The organism is Methylobacterium sp. J-030, assembly GCF_022829545.1.
GTDB lineage: Bacteria > Pseudomonadota > Alphaproteobacteria > Rhizobiales > Beijerinckiaceae > Methylobacterium.
This window is the reverse complement of record NZ_JAKSYM010000371.1, coordinates 26,963-42,032: the sequence shown is the minus strand read 5'-3', so window position 1 is coordinate 42,032 and position 15,070 is coordinate 26,963. Positions and strand designations below refer to the sequence as shown.

Below are 15,070 nucleotides of genomic sequence, written 5' to 3'. Positions count from 1 at the left end.
GCCCCATCCGCGAAGCGCGCGTTTCCTCAGCGCCTGCTTTCCCGATTCCGGGCGTGAAATCCAGTGCTGCGCCGCTCAAGCCAGTACGCTCCAGGGCGATCCGTAACGTCGGTCTCGCGCGCCGAGGTGGACGCCCGCTCAAGCACAGCAGACAAATCCTGCCGCGGACGCTAAAAAGCCACCTCGACATGCAGTCCCTGTCGGGTCGCGGCGGCTCGGGGGGCCGGCGCGGTACCCGGCTTCGGCCGCATCCGCGGTCCCGTTCAGAGCAAGATGTCGCTGCGTCGCCCGATTATCCTCCTCGCACTGTTCTGTCTGACTGCCGTCGGGCTCGGCCTGCACGATTGGCCGGTCGACAGCGGCCAGGCTCAGGCCTTCGCGGATCGCGCCCTCAACGATTACGGCCTCGCCCTGACCGTCCGGGGTCCGGCCACTCTGACGCCGCTGCCGCTGCCCAAGCTCACGTTCGAACGCGTGCGCATCACCGGTGACCGCGCCGGGCCACCCCTGGTGGACGAGGGCCGCCTCGGTATCGACCTCGATCCCATCAGTCTCCTGGCCGGCCGCGCCGCGGCCGGCGGTCTGCATCTCGCAGGGGGCGTCCTGTCCGGGCGTGCCGACGACTGGAGCGGCATCCGCGCGCGCCTCGCCGAGCGGGCGCGCTCCGGCGCGACGGCACATCCCACGCGGCTCACCGTGAGCGGCGCGCGCATCGCCGGGGATGGCACGGCCCGGGACATCGACCTCGATGTCTCGTGGCCGGCCTGGAGCGCGTCGGCCGAGGGCACTGCGCGCCTGACATGGCGGGGCGTGCCGACAGGGATCACGCTGGCGCATGTCCGCCCGAACGATGTCGCGCTCGGTCGGCGCAGCCCGATCACCGGCGCGGTGACGTGGCCGGAAGGCAGCCTAACGGTCGACGGTACCGTGGTGACGGCCGTGTCGGGCGCGGCCTGGCCCATCTTGGCCGGGCAGATGCGCGTCGAAACCCGGTCGCTGCCGGACAGCTTGGCCTGGGTCGGCCTGAACGTGCCTCTCTCGCCGCTCGCCGGGGCCTTCTCGCTCGCTGGTTTGTTCGAGACGGCGGATCGATCCGTATCCTGGACGCGCCTGCGCCTCGGGCTCGGCCAGAACGTGCTGGAAGGCGCGGGTGCCGTTGTGCTCGGTCCCGGCCCCGCGCCCCGCCTCTCGGTACAGGCGACGCTCGCCGCCGAAGCGCTCAATCTCGCCCCCCTGGTGGACGATGCCGCGCGGCTGTTCGGGCATGAGCCCGTGCCGCTGGCCTTGGCGCCGGTGACTCGCGGCGATCTCGACCTGCGCCTGTCGGCGGCGGCGGGTCAGGTCGGATTGATACAGGTTCAGGATCTGGCGGCGAGCGTCCTGGTGCGGGATGCGGCCCTGGAAATCGCGGTCAATCGGGCGCGGGTCGAGGATGGCCTGATCAAGGGGCGTGTGACGCTCGCCAGCGGTACCGATCCGGCCGAGACGGAGATGCGTCTTCAGGGAAGCCTCGACCGCGTCGATCTCGGGGGGCTGCTGGGCGGGATCGGCGGATCGCGCTGGCTGGTCGGCCCGACGCAGGGGCAATTCAATTTCGAGGCGCGCGCACCCGATACCGTCACGCTGCTCGCGCGCCTCGGCGGACGGGTGGCGCTCAGCATGGCGGGCGGAGCGATCACCGGGCTCGACCTCATCGATGTCGTTCACCGCAACGGCGCCGTGGCCGCCGGGTCGCTCGCCCGGCGCAATGGGCGCACGGCGATCGAGCGCGCCGCCGTCAGCCTGCGGTTTGCCGACGGCATCGGCGAGTTCGTCGAGGCGGGTCTGCTGGGGCCGGGCGTCGGCGCGAGCGTGCACGGGCACGTATCCGTCCCGGAGCGGCGGCTCGATATCCGCGGCAGTCTCGCCCTGCGCAGCCCGGCTGATCCGTCCCGCGGGCTCCTGTTCGAGGTTTCAGGTCCCTGGACGGCCCTGGCCGCCCGGACCGCCGCCCACGTCGAAGTCCCGGACCCGACCGCCGCGGGGGAGGCGGCGCCGGAAGCCTTCGGCCCCCCTGTTTCGCAGGCTCTGACCGCCGGGGCGCAGGGCCTGCCGGTGAATGCCCGCGCTCACGCGCCATGACTCGGCGCCCTCGAGTCTGGGATCGCGATGGCGTCGCGGGCGGCCAAGCTCTAGGATCGCGGCGCGAAGCCCGTCCATGAGTGCCATGCGCCGCCTGCTCATCGAGGAACCCGTCACCCGCGCGGGGCCGCTGGCCCTCTACCTCGCCGTGTTCTCCGTCGTCGCCACCGGGATCGCCCTGATCCTGGTGCGGGATCCGCGGGCCGACACGGATGCCGCGCTCGTTGCTCTCCTGGCCGGACTCAGCGTCGCGCTGGCGGCGATTGCGGCGTCCGTGTTCGCCTTCGTGCGGGTGTGGCGCGAGGGCGCGCGCGGGCTCGGCGCCGCCCTGGGCGGACTGATCCTGGCGCTGCTGGTGCTGGGCTATCCCGCCTACCGGGGCCTGCGCGGCCTGCGGCTGCCCGCCCTGTCGGACGTCACCACCGACATCGACAATCCGCCGGCCTTCTCGCGCTCGCGCGCGGCCTTCGCGGCCCGCGGCGGGCGCTATCCCCCCGATCCGGGTCCCGCCTTGCGCGAGCGCCAGCGGGGCGCCTATCCGCAGATCGCGCCGCTGACCCTCGATATCGGCGCCGACGAGGCGTTCGAGCTGGCCCGCCAGGCCGCGCTCAAGCGTCACTGGCAGATCGTCGAGGCGATCCGGCCGGGCGGCCGCACCGGCAACGGCCGGATCGAGGCCGTGGCGCGCGGCCTCGTCCTCAACCTGCCCGACGACGTGACCGTCCGCATCCGCCCCCGCGCTGACGGCGCGCGGGTCGACGTGCGCTCGGCCTCCCGGATCGGCGGGCGCGATTTCGGCGGCAACGCCGACCGGATTCGCACCTACCTCGACGATGTCGCCAACCTCGCCCTCGCGATGAAGTGATCCGAGCGGCTCAGGCCGGCATGAAGGTGCCGTCGAGGCGTGGCGCCCCGTCGGTCGCCACCAGTCCGCGCCCGACCAGATCCTCCAGATGGGCGAAGACCGACAACGCCGCCGCGCCGCGCAGGCGCGGATCGAGACCCTGGTAGATCGCCGCGACGATCTGCGCGATGCCGGTGTCGCCGATGGCGAGCCGCGCGCGGATCGCGGCCTCGCGCTGGCGCCGATGACACGCCAAGCCCCGGAGGAACCGCGCCGGTTCGCGGACCGGACCGCCGTGGGCCGGCCAGTAAATCGTCTCGTCGCGTCGGCGCAGCTTGTCGAGGGAGGCCATGTAGGCCTGCATCGCGCCATCGGGCGGGGCCACGATGGTGGTCGACCACGCCATGACGTGATCGCCCGAGAACAGGGCTCGCGCCTCCGGCAGCGCGAAGGCGAGGTGGTTCATGGTATGGCCGGGGGTCTCCACCGCCGCCAGCGTCCATCCGGGACCCGAGACGACGTCCCCCTCCATCATGACGCGGTCCGGGGCATGGGCGCGATCGGCGCTGGCATCGAGCAGCGGAACCTCGCCTTCGGCCAGGGCCCGCGCCGCCCGATGCGGGCCGCAACCGACGATCGGTGCCCCGGTGCGCGCCGCGAGGCGCCGTGCGCCCGGCGAATGGTCCCGGTGGGTGTGCGTGACGACGATCGCCGCAATCCGTTCGCCGGCGAGGTCGTCCAGCAGCGCGTCGATATGGGCCGGATCGTCCGGGCCGGGATCGAGGATCGCGACCTGACCCGTTCCGATCACGTAGGTGCAGGTTCCCGTCGCCGTGAATGGGCCGCCATTCGGTGCGACCCGCCGCCGGATCAGCGGAGCGACTGGTTCCAGCCGCCCGGGTGCCGGCATCGATGGATCGAGGGTCAGGCTGCTCTCGTCCGTGTCCGCCATCGCTGCCCCGCCGATCGGTCCGGCGGTTCTTGAACCGCTCCCGGGGACGTTGCAACAGTGCGGCGCCGCGATCTCAGGGATGTCCCCGCCCGGCGAGCCAGGTTCGTCTCGGGCAGCCCTGCCTGCCCCGTGCGCGGTCAGCCGATCCGATCGGACCGGCGGTTACGCACACGGACCGGTACGAGCACGGGAGCGGGGCCCGGAACGAGCCCGATCGCGGCGGCACGCAGGGCATCGCTGGCGGCCACCACGCGGGCCCGCAGCGCGGCCACCTTCACCCGGACGACGTTCTTGGCAGATTGCAGCATCACGGATCCCGAATCGAACGTGAGGACCTATCTTCGAACGCTACCGACCCTATCCCGTTCCGTACTCCATCGTCGCGCCCGGGCAACCCGCCCACGCAGTCCACATCGGACTTCGACAACGCGGCGGAACCAGAGCAGAACCTTGGCGTTTTCGTGTTCAGAACGACGCGGCTCGCCCGCGCCGATACTTTCGAAGGATACGATCGATGCTCGGTTGGGCCGTAACTTTCCTCGTCGTTGCCCTCGTGGCTGCGCTGCTCGGCTTCGGTGGCATTGCCGGCACGGCAATGGAAGCCGCCAAGTTGGTGTTCTTCGTGGCGATTGTCCTGTTCGCGATCTCGGCCGTGATTGGCCTGATGCGGGGTCGCTCGCCGACTCTCTGACGGGTCTTCGATAGCAGCCAGCCCTCTCGTGGGGCTGGCGGCGCGATGCCAATAAAGCCGTCGCACCCAGCGGCGGCTTTTTTTGTTCCCAAATCCGCGCCGATACTTAAGCCATCACTTCGAGGACTTGCCGCGTTCGCCGCTGTCGAGCTTCGCGATGAGCTCGGCAAACCGGTCGGGCACAGGTTGCTTGGTGACGGTGTCGTACAGGGCGCGCAACTGCAGGGCGAGGCGGTTGCGGGTCTGCTCGCTGAGGCCCCCGCGCGAGGCTGCGCGGCCCGGCTGCCCGGCGGTCCCGTCTTGGTCATGCGTCCGGTGATCCGAAGCAGTACTCCCGTGCGCTCCAAGCACGTGAAGACCTGCTTCCTTCCCCTGATCCACCATCCACACGCCCCTTGTTGCCGAACTTGGCCCGGCCACATTGTGCTGCGGCTCGACATACGCCATGGCTGCGGCTGCAACGCCTGCGCGCTGGGATCGGTTCCGCTGCGAGCGTGGAACGGAGTGCCGGCCTCCGCGTTGGGCGGTAAGCTGCGCAGGACACAATGCCGGCCCCGACATGTCTTCGGGTATGGACCGAAGGGACGTGGTCGGGCAACACGGCGAGGCACAGGGGATCGAATGTCGACATCGCAACTCGTGGTACAGCATCTGCCGTACCTGCGCCGCTACGCGCGCGCGCTCACGGGGAGCCAAGTGGCGGGTGACGCGTATGTCGCCGCTACCCTGGAGACCCTCGTCAACGAGCCGGACACGCTGGGCCGGAGCACCAACATCAAGGCCGACCTGTTCCGGGTCTTCACCCGGATCTGGAATTCGCTCTCGGTGAACGGCCGCAGCGAGCAGGTTCAGCACGATCTGCCCGCGGAGGTCCGCCTCGGCCAGATCACGCCGCTGCCGCGGCAGGCGTTCCTGCTCTCCTGCCTGGAGGGATTCTCCGAGGAGGACGCGGCGATCATCCTGGGTGTCGACGTCTCCGAGGTCCGCGACCTCGTGGACGAAGCCGGCCGCGAACTCGCCGCCGACATGGCGACCGAGATCCTCATCATCGAGGACGAGCCGCTGATCGCCATGGATCTGGAGGCGCTGGTCGAGGGCCTGGGGCACAACGTCATCGGCGTGGCGCGGACCCGGACCGAGGCGATCAAGATCGCCGGCGAGGGCGGCAAGCGCCCCGGCCTGATCCTGGCCGACATCCAGCTCGCCGACGGATCATCCGGGCTCGACGCGGTCAACGACCTGCTGAAGACCTTTGAGGTTCCGGTGATCTTCATCACCGCCTACCCGGAGCGCTTCCTCACCGGCGAGCGGCCGGAGCCGGCCTTCCTCATCGCCAAGCCGTTCCAGCCTGCGAACGTCTCCGCGGTGATCAGCCAAGCGCTGTTCTTCCAGCAGACGGCCCGTCGGCGCGAGGCAAAGACGGCGTAAACCTCACAGGGATGCCGGCGCGGATCGTCGCGCCGGCTGACGGACAGGCGATGTCACCAGCCCCGGCGCGAGCCGGGGTTTTTTTGTTGCCCTGCCGGGGTGCGAAGCGCGCACAAAAAAACGGGCCGGAGGAAGCTCCAGCCCGTCGACGAGGTTCCGGCCGATGCACAAGGGGAATGCGGGGAGGACCAGGTGGCCGGGTGCTGGTAGAACGGCTGCCGCCCCGGGAGGTTCCAAAAAACGCACTTTGTTGGCGAGCGTTGCATCGAGGGCACAGGGGATGGTTGTGGATAGCGGGCGTGCGCCGCCGCACCACCTTCCGTGGCACGGTCGAATACTCAGTGTTCGAAGATGCGCGGTAGTCGAGGAACCTGCGATTGCCGACCGCGTTGTTGAAACATCCTGTCAAGCTCTCACGATGAGGTCGGGACGATGCTGCGGTCTGGTTTCATCCTGGGCGTGAGTGCTCCCGCTGCCCTTCTGACCGTTCTGGTTCAGCCGGTCGTCCGCGAGTCGGCGGATTATTGGGTGCCGCCGGCCCCGGTGGCGCAGCTTGTCCCGGCGCCGCTGCCGGGCATGCGCCCGATGTCGCTGGCGATCAGCCCGACGCGGGTCGCGGGTGTTCAGAAGATTGGCGGTTCCGCCTCTCCGGTGGCGGGCGACGCGCAGGATCAGAGCATCAAGCCGATCCTCAGGGCGCCGAGCCGCCGGATGGTCCGCGAAGGCTGTGAGACCGCGCTGAGTTCCCTCGTCGGACCCGAGGCGCGGCGGATGACACCGGGCCGCTGCATTTCCTGATCCGAAGCGCGACGTTCCACTGAAGGGGGCCCTGCCGACGAGGCGGGCCCCTTTTGCGTTGGTGGGACCTGTCGTGGGGCGGGGGCCAGAACAAACGAAAACGGCGCCGGTCCCCTAGGACGCGGCGCCGCTACGCGAAACAGGTCCAGTCTGGCCTCACTCGGCGCGGCCGGTACCCGTCGACTGGCCACCCTTGCGCCCTGCGGATGAGGCGAGCTCTCGGTCCTGGGAGAAGGAGCGCTTCTCGGCCGGCACGCTGCGTCCGCCCTTGCTGGCGATCTCGCGCTGCCGCTCCAAGTCCATCGAGGCAAAGCCCCGCTTCGAGGTCGAATTTCCGGATGCCATCAGTTCCTCCTCAGGCTTCGCTTCACCTCGCAACAACCTTCAGCAATAACCAAGGTTCCTGTGCCCAGACGTGGCCAAGTTTCCCACAGTCAAGCTTGGCAGCAACCGGGCTCTTGTCCGCAGCGTTGGTGGTGGGTTGACCTGCACGGATGCGGGTCTGCCGGGCGACGGATGCCTCGGAGCCGCAGCGTACTGCTCGGGCTGGGCCCGCGCGATCTATCCCGCCGATCGGTCAGGAAAAGGATTGGGCCGCATGACGAACCGCAACATGGTGAAGGACGCCGCTGGCGGTACCGCGACGCCGCAGCCCAACACACCGCCTTTGCCTCCGATGCCCGCCCCGGAGGATTCGCCGACGCCGACCACCCGGGACGAGCCGATCGACTCGCCGCATCTCAATGCGAGCCCCAAGCGCGGAGCGCCCGAGCCGGGCGAGCAAGGGCTCGCGACCAAGCGCTGAGCCGTGGTGGCCTCAGGCGGTCCGCCTCCGTGCGAGGCGGGTCAGCCCGAAAACGAGACCGCCGATCGCCAGGACCGTCGCGATGCCCGCAACGGTGAGGATACGCTGGATCAGGGGCGTATAGAGTCCGCGGGCGGCGTCGTAACCGTAGCAGAGCAGGGCAAGGCGGTCGGCCAAACCCCCGACGCGGCCTTCGCCGGCCTCGGTCAGGGCGAGGCGGAGGTCCCGGCCGGTGAGGGCGAGCGGCGAGAGAACCCGGGCCACCCGCCCGTCGCCGGCGAGCAGCACGGCGGCAGCGGGATGGGCGAAGCTGTCGGTTCCGGCATCGTAGACCGCCGTGTAGCCGAGCGATGACGTGAGTCGACCCAGAGCCGCATCCGTGACGATCAGCGCCTGGGGCTGCACGGCCGCGGTACGCCCGCCCAGCGTCTCCGCCAGCATGCGGCGTGCGGCCGCGGCGTCGTCACGGGGATCGATGCCGACCAGAACAAGCGCGTAAGCGTCCGGTGCGAGGTCGGTCGCCGCCAGGGCATCGGCCGACATCGACACCATGGGATCGCACACGTTGCTGCAGGTGTAATCGACGGGCAGCAGCAGGACCGGCCGCCCCGCGGTGACGGTCCCCAACGTCACCGCCTGTCCCGTGCGCGCGTCCGTGGCGGCGAGGTCGAGCGGGACACGGGCTCCCGGTGGAGGCGCCACGGCGACGCGGGCGAGATCGGCCTGGACCAGTCGGGCATGGGCCGGCGCGCCTGTCAGTACGAGAGCGCCGGCCATCACGGCCGCGTGGCCGAAAAGACGGGCAGGGCTGGACAAGCGTCCGGCGAACCGCATGGATGTGCGGGCCCGTCCGGCCCCGCCGTCCTGGGCTTCAGACCCGACGCGGAGCCACCCCATGACCCTCGACACCGAGGTTTCCTCCCTCAAGCAGGTGCCGCTCTTCCGCGAGGTCGAGCCGGCGCGGCTGAAGCTCCTGGCCTTCACCAGCGAGCGTGTGCATTTCGAGCCGGGGCAGCGCTTCTTCGCCCGCGGCGACGTGGCGGATGCGGCCTACGTGATCCTCAAGGGGAGCGCGGAGGTCAGCATCGACGGTCCCGCCGGCCCGGTGCGGTTGGCGCTCCTCGGCCAGGACGCCCTGGTGGGCGAGATGGGCATTCTCGCCGAGCAACCCCGGTCGGCCACCGTGACGGCCGAAACCGCCGTGACGGCCCTGCGCATCGACCGCGGCGTGTTCCTGGAATTGCTGGCACAGTTTCCACAGATCAGTATCGCCCTCATGCGCGTGTTGGCCCTGCGTTTGGAGCAGACCAACCAGGCTCTGGCCGAAAGCCGGGGTTAGGCGGCGTCACGGGGTCGGATAGGTGATGAACTCCAGCAGGGACCCGTCGGGATCCCGGAAATAGACGCTGATGCCATCTCCCGCGGCACCGAAGGTGTCGACGGGGCCAAGCTCGACCGGGACGCCAAGCCGTTCCAGATGCGTGATCGCTCCCTCGATGGGACCGGACCAGCGGAAGCAGAGGTCGCTGTTGCCCGGCATCACCGGATGGTCCGCCACCATCTTCGGATTGACGCCTGGCCCGTGGCAATTGAGCTGCACCCCACCGAAGCGATAGGCGTAGCCGTCGCCCCGCGCGACGATCTCGGCGCCCACGACGTCACGATAGAAGGCGTTCGACCGCGCCCAGTCGCCGACATGGATCACGCAATGGTCAAGGTGGATCGCGGGACTCAGCGTGTCCGCGGAAGCGATCGCCGTCTCATCGGGAAGCGTCTCGGTCTCGGGCATCGGTCACTCCGCGCGGGCAACGACAGCGCTCGGCTGCCGATCTGAATTAGGGCGCGATCGTGGCCGCGGGAGCCGGCCGGGCGCGGGCCGCTGCGGCGGAAAAACTACATCGTCACCGGCGGGGAGTCGGTACGCATGTGCGGAGGATCGGACACCGCATGACCCATCTGATGAACGCGCTTCATGGCCCGAGCTGGAGCCTCAGGCTCCTGGGCGCGCGAGTTCTGCTCGCCCTCGTGGTGATCGCGCCGGTCGCCGCTTGTCAGACCCGGCCGATGCAGCTCGCGCAGGACGACGATGCGGCCTGGTACACCGGCTCGAAGCCCGACAAGCCGTTCGACATCCCCCTGGTCGATACCCAGAGGCTCGATCCCAAATTCCGTCGTCAGCAGGTCAGCTATAACGGTCCCGAGCAGGCCGGGACGATCGTCGTCGACATCGACAAGCGGCAGCTCCTGCTGGTGCAGGCTGACGGAACAGCCATGCAATACGGCGTCGGGGTCGGCAAAGCCGGCTTCTCCTGGAAGGGCGAGGCCCGGGTCGGCCGCAAGGGCGTCTGGCCGGATTGGAGCCCGACGACCACCATGGTGTCGTTGAACCCGGATCTGCCGCGCGTCCGGAAGGGTGGACTCGACAACCCGCTCGGCGCCCGCGCGCTGTACCTCTATCAAGGCAACCGCGACATCCTGTTCCGGATCCACGGCACCAACGAGCCCTGGAGCATCGGCGAGCAACTCTCGTCGGGTTGCGTGCGGATGCTGAACGAGGACGTCGCCGACCTCTACGAGCGCGTTCCGGTCGGGACCCGCGTCCTCGTCAAGCGCAACGGCAAGTACCGCACCTGACGGCGGGGCGCTCAGCCTGCGGGCAGAGCGTCCTCGGTGCCGCCGACAACGATACGTTCGGGTCTCGGCCCCATGCCGTCGCTGGCCAGGACGTCGGCCGCCGTCAGCCCCGGCGGTTCAACGTGCGGATCGGGCCGGTCCGGGCCGACGGCGAAGCTCAGGATGGTCAGGAGCGCCGCGCTCAAGGTGACGGCACCCAGCAGGGTCTTCAGCAGGCTCATACCGGTCAAACCGGGATCCGAGGATGACCGTTCCCGCGACCGGCCATTTGCGTCCCATGATGGACAGGCCGCGGCCTTGAAGAGGCCGAAACAGCGACCTGCGCGGCGGCGTCCGAATCCGGATCGCGGATGGAGGCGTCCGCGACCGCCGAGGCGGCCCTTGCCCGCGCCGGGCCGCGCCCGACGGCGGAATCGAACGTGATCGGTCACGGCGCTCGATGCGCTGACCCTGATGGAAGTCGCGTCGGGAAATGTCCGATCCCGGCTCCTCCTTGATGGTAAGATCGTCTACACTCGACGAGGCCGGCGTCGTGATCGCGCAATGGCGAATGCGTCACGACAGCATTCGCCCGCATTCCCCGTCGGGCAACCTCGGCCACCGGCCGACCACGCGAGAGATCGTCATCTGCCCAGCGGGATCGAGCGCCTCGGCACCGTCCGCCCGCTCAGCCATCGTCCCGCAATCGACGATGCACCAACCTTGCATTTGGGCTACCGGATGGGGGCAGGCCACATGGATCCGTCCCAAAAGGACAAGCTCGGCATGCGCGGTTCGGAGCAGCGGCACAGTTTGGGGCAGCGCCTCTTTGCTCGCTTCGGCACGCCCGCGATCCTGATCACGGTGCTGCTCGTGGTCGTGGCCTGGACCGGCTTCCTAGGCTGGGGCCTGATCGCGCTGTTCGGCCGCCTTACGCAATAGGGGACCACCCTCGAACATCCCTTCCCGCATCCCGGGCGCCAGAGGGACCGCATCCGCAGCTCTTCGAGGACGACGCGCGCCTTGCCGCCGGCGACCTGTCTCGCCGGTTCACACCGAGGCGGCCTCGCCGCAGATTGCGGGGTTCGATCACATCGTAGCGAGTGGCGACGGACCCCATCGCTTCCGCGCCGGACCAGAGCAGGCGTCATAGGGGGCATGCTGAAAATGCTGCCCTGCGGGAGAAATCTGTTCCCGGCCTGGTTATCCCGTGGAATAGCCCGGTGCACAGGCGGTCGCGCACCGGTGCAACGGTTTCGGCCCTTCGACCGTTTGTGCGTTCGCTGCTCTGCGATAACGACCGCGCTGCACGCGTCCGGCTGATTCAGGCTGCAGATGGAAGGTGTTCCGGGTGATGCGTAAGGCGGCGGGCCGCCGCGTTGCGCGGGACTCACTCTGACCTGATTCCGTGCCGGGTAAACAATACGTGTCCGTAGAAATTACCGAGCGGACTGCCGCATCGGACGTCCGTGTAGTGCCTAACACATGTCAACTGCGTGGCCGAAAACTTCTCTGATCTGTGAAAACGGCCGAAGAATCGGGTTGCCGCGGTGCAATTATCAGATTATGAGCGTGGCGATAACCAATCATAAACGTTCGCCATTGGGCTCGCCAAAGGAGCTGAGACCATGCTGACTCGTGCTGAGCCCGCCTCCGCCGATTTTGCTGCGCTGCACCGTCGCGCCGATAGGCCGGAGGTCGCAGAGCAGGCCACAAGCCATATCATTGGTCACGTCAGCGCCGCCGAGGCCGTGGGCGGCCTCGTCCTGCCCGAGACCCCTTTTGTCGCCCGCGGCCTGCGTCTCAACTGGGCGACCAAGCGCGGCCTGGACGTCGGCGTGGCCGTCACCGCCCTGTTCCTGCTTCTGCCGCTGCTCCTGCTCATCGCCCTCCTGGTCTGGGCCGGCGACGGCCGCGCCCCGATCTTCCGCCATATGCGCCTGGGCCGTGACGGCCGCAGCTTCGGCTGCCTCAAGTTCCGCTCGATGGTGACCGACGGCGAGCCTGTGTTGGCCGCCCATCTGGCCGCCGACCCCAACGCCCGGGCCGAGTGGGCCGCCACCCACAAGCTGTCGAACGATCCCCGTATCACCCCGATCGGGCAGGTGCTGCGCAAGACCTCGCTCGACGAGCTGCCCCAGCTCTGGAACGTCCTGCGCGGCGAGATGAGCTTGGTCGGCCCGCGTCCGATCGTGCCGGCCGAGGTCGCCCGCTACGGCCGGGCGTTCCCGACCTGCTTTGCGGTACCCCCCGGGGTGACCGGGCTGTGGCAGGTGTCGGGCCGCTCGGACACGAGCTACGCCGAGCGGGTGGCGCTGGACCTCGACTATGCCAGCCGGTGGACCCTGCGCCGGGACATCGCGATCATGCTGCGCACCATCCCGGCCGTACTGGCCCAGCGCGGCAGCCGCTGAGGCCGCCCACCCGAGCGGGTGACGGAGAACGCTGAGGCGCTGCGACAAGGCCTCGGCCGCGATGGCGCCGGCGACGGGATCGGTCTACCACCCGACCCAGACGGGACGGGGACGGGCGGCGATGAAAGGTCTGTTGCTGAACGCGCTGCTCGGGCTGGGTCTGGGGCGGTTCGGCTCGGTGTGGTGGCTTCTGGCGTTCGTGCCGGTGGTTGCGGGCGAACTGGCCTACGGCGTGTATGTCCATCACCTGAGCACGGGCGGCAGCATGCGCCGCGGCCTGACTCTGCTGGTCTGCGGGCAGCTCGGTTTCCTCCTCGGCGCACTGATGCGACCCATGCGCGGCGAAACGTGAGATCGGCCGCACAGAGCGCGTATCTCGGCGGCGATCGAGTCGCGGGCCCGCTACCTAGCCTGGAACGATAGCGCCGCACGCACCACCGCCGCGGCGTGGAAGTGGTGCAGCATGTGGCCGGACCCGGGCAGGAGGTCGAGCTGCGCATCGGGGATCAGGCCGGTTGCGCGCTGGGCGTGCAGAGCGGTGTTCACCACCAGATCAGCGCTGCCGGCGAGGAGGCGCACCGGAACCCGCAACGTCGGATAGCCCAGCATGCTGCGGGTGAGCCCGGGCCAGAGCCAGCCGGCATCCTCGCCTTCGGCCGTGATCTGCGCGGGCCGCGCCGCCAGATCGAACGGAAAGGCGCGGGCCATGATCTCCGGCATCGTTCCGGGTAAGAACATGGCGTTCCAGAGCAGCGGAAGGAGCGCCTTGTCGCTGGTCGCGCCGAGCATGTGGGACAGCGGTTCGCCGCCGAAGGGCAGGGCGCGGGGCCCGAACAGCATCTGCTCCAGGCGGAGTTCCGGAAAGCAGATCGGCGCGACTGCGACGACGCCGGCGATCTCCTCCGGATGGAGCATGCCGTAGGCCAGCGCGACCGCGCCGCCGAAGGAGTGCCCGAGGATCACCGGCTTGTGCAGGCCGATCTGCCGCACCGCGTCCCGGATGCGTGCGGCCTGATCCCAGAGGTCGGCCGCCCGCCCGCGCGGCCGCAGGCTGAACCCGTGGCCGGGACGGTCGACCGCGACAACGCGAAAATGCTCGGCGAGCGCCGGCACCGGTCCGAGCCAGAGATCCTCCAGGCACATGAGCGTCCCGTGGATCGCCACCAGGTCGGGGCCGGACCCGTTTTCCGCGTAGGCGATCGTTCGGTCATCCGACAGGTGCAGGATCCTGCGCGGCACGATGCGGGGATCGCGCTCCGCATCCTGGATCGGGGCCGTCGGGCCGGGCAGGAACTCGGCTGCGGCGGCCAAGTTACCGGCGCCGCCTGCGGCTCGAAGGACCCATGACGGCGAACGCCGTCACCGCACCGACGCCGAGCAGACCGGCGGCGAGCGGATGCAGGCTCGCCCGCGTGTAGGCGCTGGTGCGCATCACCGGCACGGGCGGATCGCCCCGCGTCTCGCCGGCCGCCACGGGTGCGTGCAGGGCGCCGTCCGGGTTGCGCGGCGCGCCCGAACGCTTCTGCAGGGCGATGATCACGGAGGCGAGATAGTCGTAGGCGCCCGGCGCGAATTCCTTGCCGGCCGTGAAGACCTTGCCGGCGCCGCCGACGACGATGTCGCGCTGCGGACGCACGGCCGCGTGCAGGATGGCGTTCGCCACCTCCTCGGGCGGGTAGATCGGCGGCGGCAGGCTCGGCTCGCGGTCCATGTAGTTGCGCGCCCGCTGGGGGAGGGGCGTATCGATCGAGGCCGGCTTGATCAGCGTGACCGAGATCGGGGCCTTCTCGTGGAGCAGCTCCATCCGCAGGGCGTCGGTGAATCCCTTCACCGCGTGCTTGGAGGCCGCGTACATCCCCTGGTACGGGAAGGCGAGGTCCGAGGCGATGCTGCCCACGTTGATGAGGGCGCCGCCGTTCTGCCGCAGGTGCTCCGTCGCCACCAGCGAGCCGAACACGGTCCCCCAGAAATTCGTCCGGATCAGGCGTTCGTGGTCGGCGTCGCTGATGTCGCGCAGCCGTCCGTAGATCGAGCCCCCCGCCACGTTCACCCAGGTGTCGAATCCGCCGAAGGTCGCGACCGCCTTGGCGGCGACTGCCTCGACGTCGGCCCGGCTGCCGACATCGGCGACGACGTGGATCGCCTTGCCGCCGACACCCTCGATCTCGGCCTGGATGCGTGCCAGGGCATCGCCGCTGCGCGCCGCCAGGACCACCCGCGCGCCGTGTTCGGCTGCCATGCGGGCGGTGGCGAGGCCGATGCCCGAGGAGGCGCCGGTGATCACGACGACCTGCTCGCGGAGCGGCTTGTGCTTCATGCTGTATCCCCGATGCCTCGACATGCGGCGGTCGGCAGCCTGGGCCGCGGCGTCCACACGGTCTGCTATCCATCGGGAGCGCCGCAT

General features: G+C 69.7%; 20 protein-coding genes. 11 read left to right on the top strand and 9 right to left on the bottom strand.

Annotation, left to right across the window (positions count from 1 at the left end; translation table 11 throughout):
• Nucleotides 1-273: 273 nt before the first annotated feature.
• Entirely contained in the window at nt 274-2,121 is a 1,848-nt protein-coding gene (locus MKK75_RS30095; protein WP_244046152.1) for an AsmA-like C-terminal region-containing protein, read from the top strand.
• An 85-nt stretch (nt 2,122-2,206) separates the two neighbouring features.
• Nucleotides 2,207-2,986: a DUF1499 domain-containing protein gene (locus MKK75_RS30090; protein ID WP_244046218.1), complete on the top strand. Its 780-nt coding sequence runs from the start codon at nt 2,207-2,209 to the stop codon at nt 2,984-2,986.
• Between the two features lie 10 nt (nt 2,987-2,996).
• Here the strand turns inward: MKK75_RS30090 and MKK75_RS30085 are convergent, their stop codons facing one another.
• Together MKK75_RS30085 and MKK75_RS30080 are read right to left on the bottom strand one after the other, a co-directional pair.
• Nucleotides 2,997-3,917: an MBL fold metallo-hydrolase gene (locus tag MKK75_RS30085; protein ID WP_244046151.1), complete on the bottom strand. Its 921-nt coding sequence runs from the start codon at nt 3,915-3,917 to the stop codon at nt 2,997-2,999.
• 137 nt (nt 3,918-4,054) lie between these two features.
• Entirely contained in the window at nt 4,055-4,225 is a 171-nt protein-coding gene (locus MKK75_RS30080) for a hypothetical protein (RefSeq protein ID WP_244046150.1), read from the bottom strand.
• 206 nt (nt 4,226-4,431) lie between these two features.
• Between MKK75_RS30080 and MKK75_RS30075 the strand changes: the two genes are divergently transcribed.
• Nucleotides 4,432-4,608, top strand: coding sequence for a DUF1328 domain-containing protein (locus tag MKK75_RS30075; RefSeq protein ID WP_003599466.1), 177 nt, complete (start codon nt 4,432-4,434; stop codon nt 4,606-4,608).
• 114 nt (nt 4,609-4,722) lie between these two features.
• Here MKK75_RS30075 and MKK75_RS30070 read toward each other — a convergent pair whose 3' ends face one another.
• Nucleotides 4,723-5,055, bottom strand: coding sequence for a NepR family anti-sigma factor (locus MKK75_RS30070; RefSeq protein WP_244046149.1), 333 nt, complete (start codon nt 5,053-5,055; stop codon nt 4,723-4,725).
• A 174-nt stretch (nt 5,056-5,229) separates the two neighbouring features.
• Between MKK75_RS30070 and MKK75_RS30065 the strand changes: the two genes are divergently transcribed.
• Nucleotides 5,230-6,036: a response regulator gene (locus MKK75_RS30065; RefSeq protein WP_160532649.1), complete on the top strand. Its 807-nt coding sequence runs from the start codon at nt 5,230-5,232 to the stop codon at nt 6,034-6,036.
• Nucleotides 6,037-6,468: 432 nt separating this feature from the next.
• Complete coding sequence (locus MKK75_RS30060) at nt 6,469-6,834, top strand: hypothetical protein (protein ID WP_244046148.1); 366 nt, start codon at nt 6,469-6,471, stop codon at nt 6,832-6,834.
• A gap of 156 nt (nt 6,835-6,990) precedes the next feature.
• On the opposite strand, the gene MKK75_RS30055 is transcribed toward MKK75_RS30060, so the two are convergent.
• Nucleotides 6,991-7,179 carry a general stress protein gene (locus tag MKK75_RS30055; RefSeq protein ID WP_010683678.1) on the bottom strand — a complete coding sequence of 63 codons (189 nt, stop codon included), beginning with the start codon at nt 7,177-7,179 and terminating at the stop codon, nt 6,991-6,993.
• 253 nt (nt 7,180-7,432) lie between these two features.
• On the opposite strand from MKK75_RS30055, the gene MKK75_RS30050 reads away from it, so the two are divergent.
• Nucleotides 7,433-7,639 carry a hypothetical protein gene (locus MKK75_RS30050; protein WP_244046147.1) on the top strand — a complete coding sequence of 69 codons (207 nt, stop codon included), beginning with the start codon at nt 7,433-7,435 and terminating at the stop codon, nt 7,637-7,639.
• Nucleotides 7,640-7,651: 12 nt separating this feature from the next.
• Here the strand turns inward: MKK75_RS30050 and MKK75_RS30045 are convergent, their stop codons facing one another.
• On the bottom strand, nt 7,652-8,416 hold the full coding sequence (locus MKK75_RS30045) for an electron transporter (RefSeq protein ID WP_244046146.1): 765 nt from the start codon (nt 8,414-8,416) through the stop codon (nt 7,652-7,654).
• A gap of 118 nt (nt 8,417-8,534) precedes the next feature.
• On the opposite strand from MKK75_RS30045, the gene MKK75_RS30040 reads away from it, so the two are divergent.
• Nucleotides 8,535-8,978, top strand: coding sequence for a cyclic nucleotide-binding domain-containing protein (locus MKK75_RS30040; protein WP_244046145.1), 444 nt, complete (start codon nt 8,535-8,537; stop codon nt 8,976-8,978).
• Nucleotides 8,979-8,984: 6 nt separating this feature from the next.
• Here the strand turns inward: MKK75_RS30040 and MKK75_RS30035 are convergent, their stop codons facing one another.
• Entirely contained in the window at nt 8,985-9,428 is a 444-nt protein-coding gene (locus MKK75_RS30035) for a VOC family protein (RefSeq protein WP_244046144.1), read from the bottom strand.
• A 158-nt stretch (nt 9,429-9,586) separates the two neighbouring features.
• On the opposite strand from MKK75_RS30035, the gene MKK75_RS30030 reads away from it, so the two are divergent.
• A complete protein-coding gene (locus tag MKK75_RS30030) occupies nt 9,587-10,273 on the top strand; it encodes a L,D-transpeptidase (RefSeq protein ID WP_244046143.1) in 687 nt (228 codons plus the stop codon).
• An 11-nt stretch (nt 10,274-10,284) separates the two neighbouring features.
• On the opposite strand, the gene MKK75_RS30025 is transcribed toward MKK75_RS30030, so the two are convergent.
• Nucleotides 10,285-10,494: a hypothetical protein gene (locus tag MKK75_RS30025; RefSeq protein WP_244046142.1), complete on the bottom strand. Its 210-nt coding sequence runs from the start codon at nt 10,492-10,494 to the stop codon at nt 10,285-10,287.
• Between the two features lie 514 nt (nt 10,495-11,008).
• Between MKK75_RS30025 and MKK75_RS30020 the strand changes: the two genes are divergently transcribed.
• From MKK75_RS30020 to MKK75_RS30010, 3 genes are all read left to right on the top strand, one after another.
• A complete protein-coding gene (locus MKK75_RS30020; RefSeq protein WP_244046141.1) occupies nt 11,009-11,194 on the top strand; it encodes a hypothetical protein in 186 nt (61 codons plus the stop codon).
• A gap of 686 nt (nt 11,195-11,880) precedes the next feature.
• Entirely contained in the window at nt 11,881-12,666 is a 786-nt protein-coding gene (locus tag MKK75_RS30015) for a sugar transferase (protein ID WP_244046140.1), read from the top strand.
• Nucleotides 12,667-12,787: 121 nt separating this feature from the next.
• Nucleotides 12,788-13,018, top strand: coding sequence for a hypothetical protein (locus MKK75_RS30010; protein WP_244046139.1), 231 nt, complete (start codon nt 12,788-12,790; stop codon nt 13,016-13,018).
• A gap of 50 nt (nt 13,019-13,068) precedes the next feature.
• Here MKK75_RS30010 and MKK75_RS30005 read toward each other — a convergent pair whose 3' ends face one another.
• Nucleotides 13,069-13,977, bottom strand: coding sequence for an alpha/beta fold hydrolase (locus MKK75_RS30005; protein WP_244046138.1), 909 nt, complete (start codon nt 13,975-13,977; stop codon nt 13,069-13,071).
• Nucleotide 13,978: 1 nt separating this feature from the next.
• Entirely contained in the window at nt 13,979-14,983 is a 1,005-nt protein-coding gene (locus MKK75_RS30000; protein WP_244046137.1) for an SDR family oxidoreductase, read from the bottom strand.
• Between the last annotated feature and the right edge of the window lie 87 nt (nt 14,984-15,070).

What these genes read in the sequence shown, in the direction of transcription:
- MKK75_RS30025 (WP_244046142.1), bottom strand. Translation starts at nt 10,494, where the DNA reads ATGAGCCTGCTGAAGACCCTGCTGGGTGCCGTCACCTTGAGCGCGGCG.
- MKK75_RS30055 (WP_010683678.1), bottom strand. Translation starts at nt 7,179, where the DNA reads ATGGCATCCGGAAATTCGACCTCGAAGCGGGGCTTTGCCTCGATGGAC.
- MKK75_RS30045 (WP_244046146.1), bottom strand. Translation starts at nt 8,416, where the DNA reads ATGGCCGGCGCTCTCGTACTGACAGGCGCGCCGGCCCATGCCCGACTG.
- MKK75_RS30035 (WP_244046144.1), bottom strand. Translation starts at nt 9,428, where the DNA reads ATGCCCGAGACCGAGACGCTTCCCGATGAGACGGCGATCGCTTCCGCG.
- MKK75_RS30095 (WP_244046152.1), top strand. Translation starts at nt 274, where the DNA reads ATGTCGCTGCGTCGCCCGATTATCCTCCTCGCACTGTTCTGTCTGACT.
- MKK75_RS30085 (WP_244046151.1), bottom strand. Translation starts at nt 3,917, where the DNA reads ATGGCGGACACGGACGAGAGCAGCCTGACCCTCGATCCATCGATGCCG.
- MKK75_RS30020 (WP_244046141.1), top strand. Translation starts at nt 11,009, where the DNA reads ATGGATCCGTCCCAAAAGGACAAGCTCGGCATGCGCGGTTCGGAGCAG.
- MKK75_RS30040 (WP_244046145.1), top strand. Translation starts at nt 8,535, where the DNA reads ATGACCCTCGACACCGAGGTTTCCTCCCTCAAGCAGGTGCCGCTCTTC.
- MKK75_RS30015 (WP_244046140.1), top strand. Translation starts at nt 11,881, where the DNA reads ATGCTGACTCGTGCTGAGCCCGCCTCCGCCGATTTTGCTGCGCTGCAC.
- MKK75_RS30090 (WP_244046218.1), top strand. Translation starts at nt 2,207, where the DNA reads ATGCGCCGCCTGCTCATCGAGGAACCCGTCACCCGCGCGGGGCCGCTG.
- MKK75_RS30050 (WP_244046147.1), top strand. Translation starts at nt 7,433, where the DNA reads ATGACGAACCGCAACATGGTGAAGGACGCCGCTGGCGGTACCGCGACG.
- MKK75_RS30065 (WP_160532649.1), top strand. Translation starts at nt 5,230, where the DNA reads ATGTCGACATCGCAACTCGTGGTACAGCATCTGCCGTACCTGCGCCGC.
- MKK75_RS30010 (WP_244046139.1), top strand. Translation starts at nt 12,788, where the DNA reads ATGAAAGGTCTGTTGCTGAACGCGCTGCTCGGGCTGGGTCTGGGGCGG.
- MKK75_RS30060 (WP_244046148.1), top strand. Translation starts at nt 6,469, where the DNA reads ATGCTGCGGTCTGGTTTCATCCTGGGCGTGAGTGCTCCCGCTGCCCTT.
- MKK75_RS30070 (WP_244046149.1), bottom strand. Translation starts at nt 5,055, where the DNA reads ATGGCGTATGTCGAGCCGCAGCACAATGTGGCCGGGCCAAGTTCGGCA.
- MKK75_RS30030 (WP_244046143.1), top strand. Translation starts at nt 9,587, where the DNA reads ATGACCCATCTGATGAACGCGCTTCATGGCCCGAGCTGGAGCCTCAGG.
- MKK75_RS30075 (WP_003599466.1), top strand. Translation starts at nt 4,432, where the DNA reads ATGCTCGGTTGGGCCGTAACTTTCCTCGTCGTTGCCCTCGTGGCTGCG.
- MKK75_RS30080 (WP_244046150.1), bottom strand. Translation starts at nt 4,225, where the DNA reads ATGCTGCAATCTGCCAAGAACGTCGTCCGGGTGAAGGTGGCCGCGCTG.
- MKK75_RS30000 (WP_244046137.1), bottom strand. Translation starts at nt 14,983, where the DNA reads ATGAAGCACAAGCCGCTCCGCGAGCAGGTCGTCGTGATCACCGGCGCC.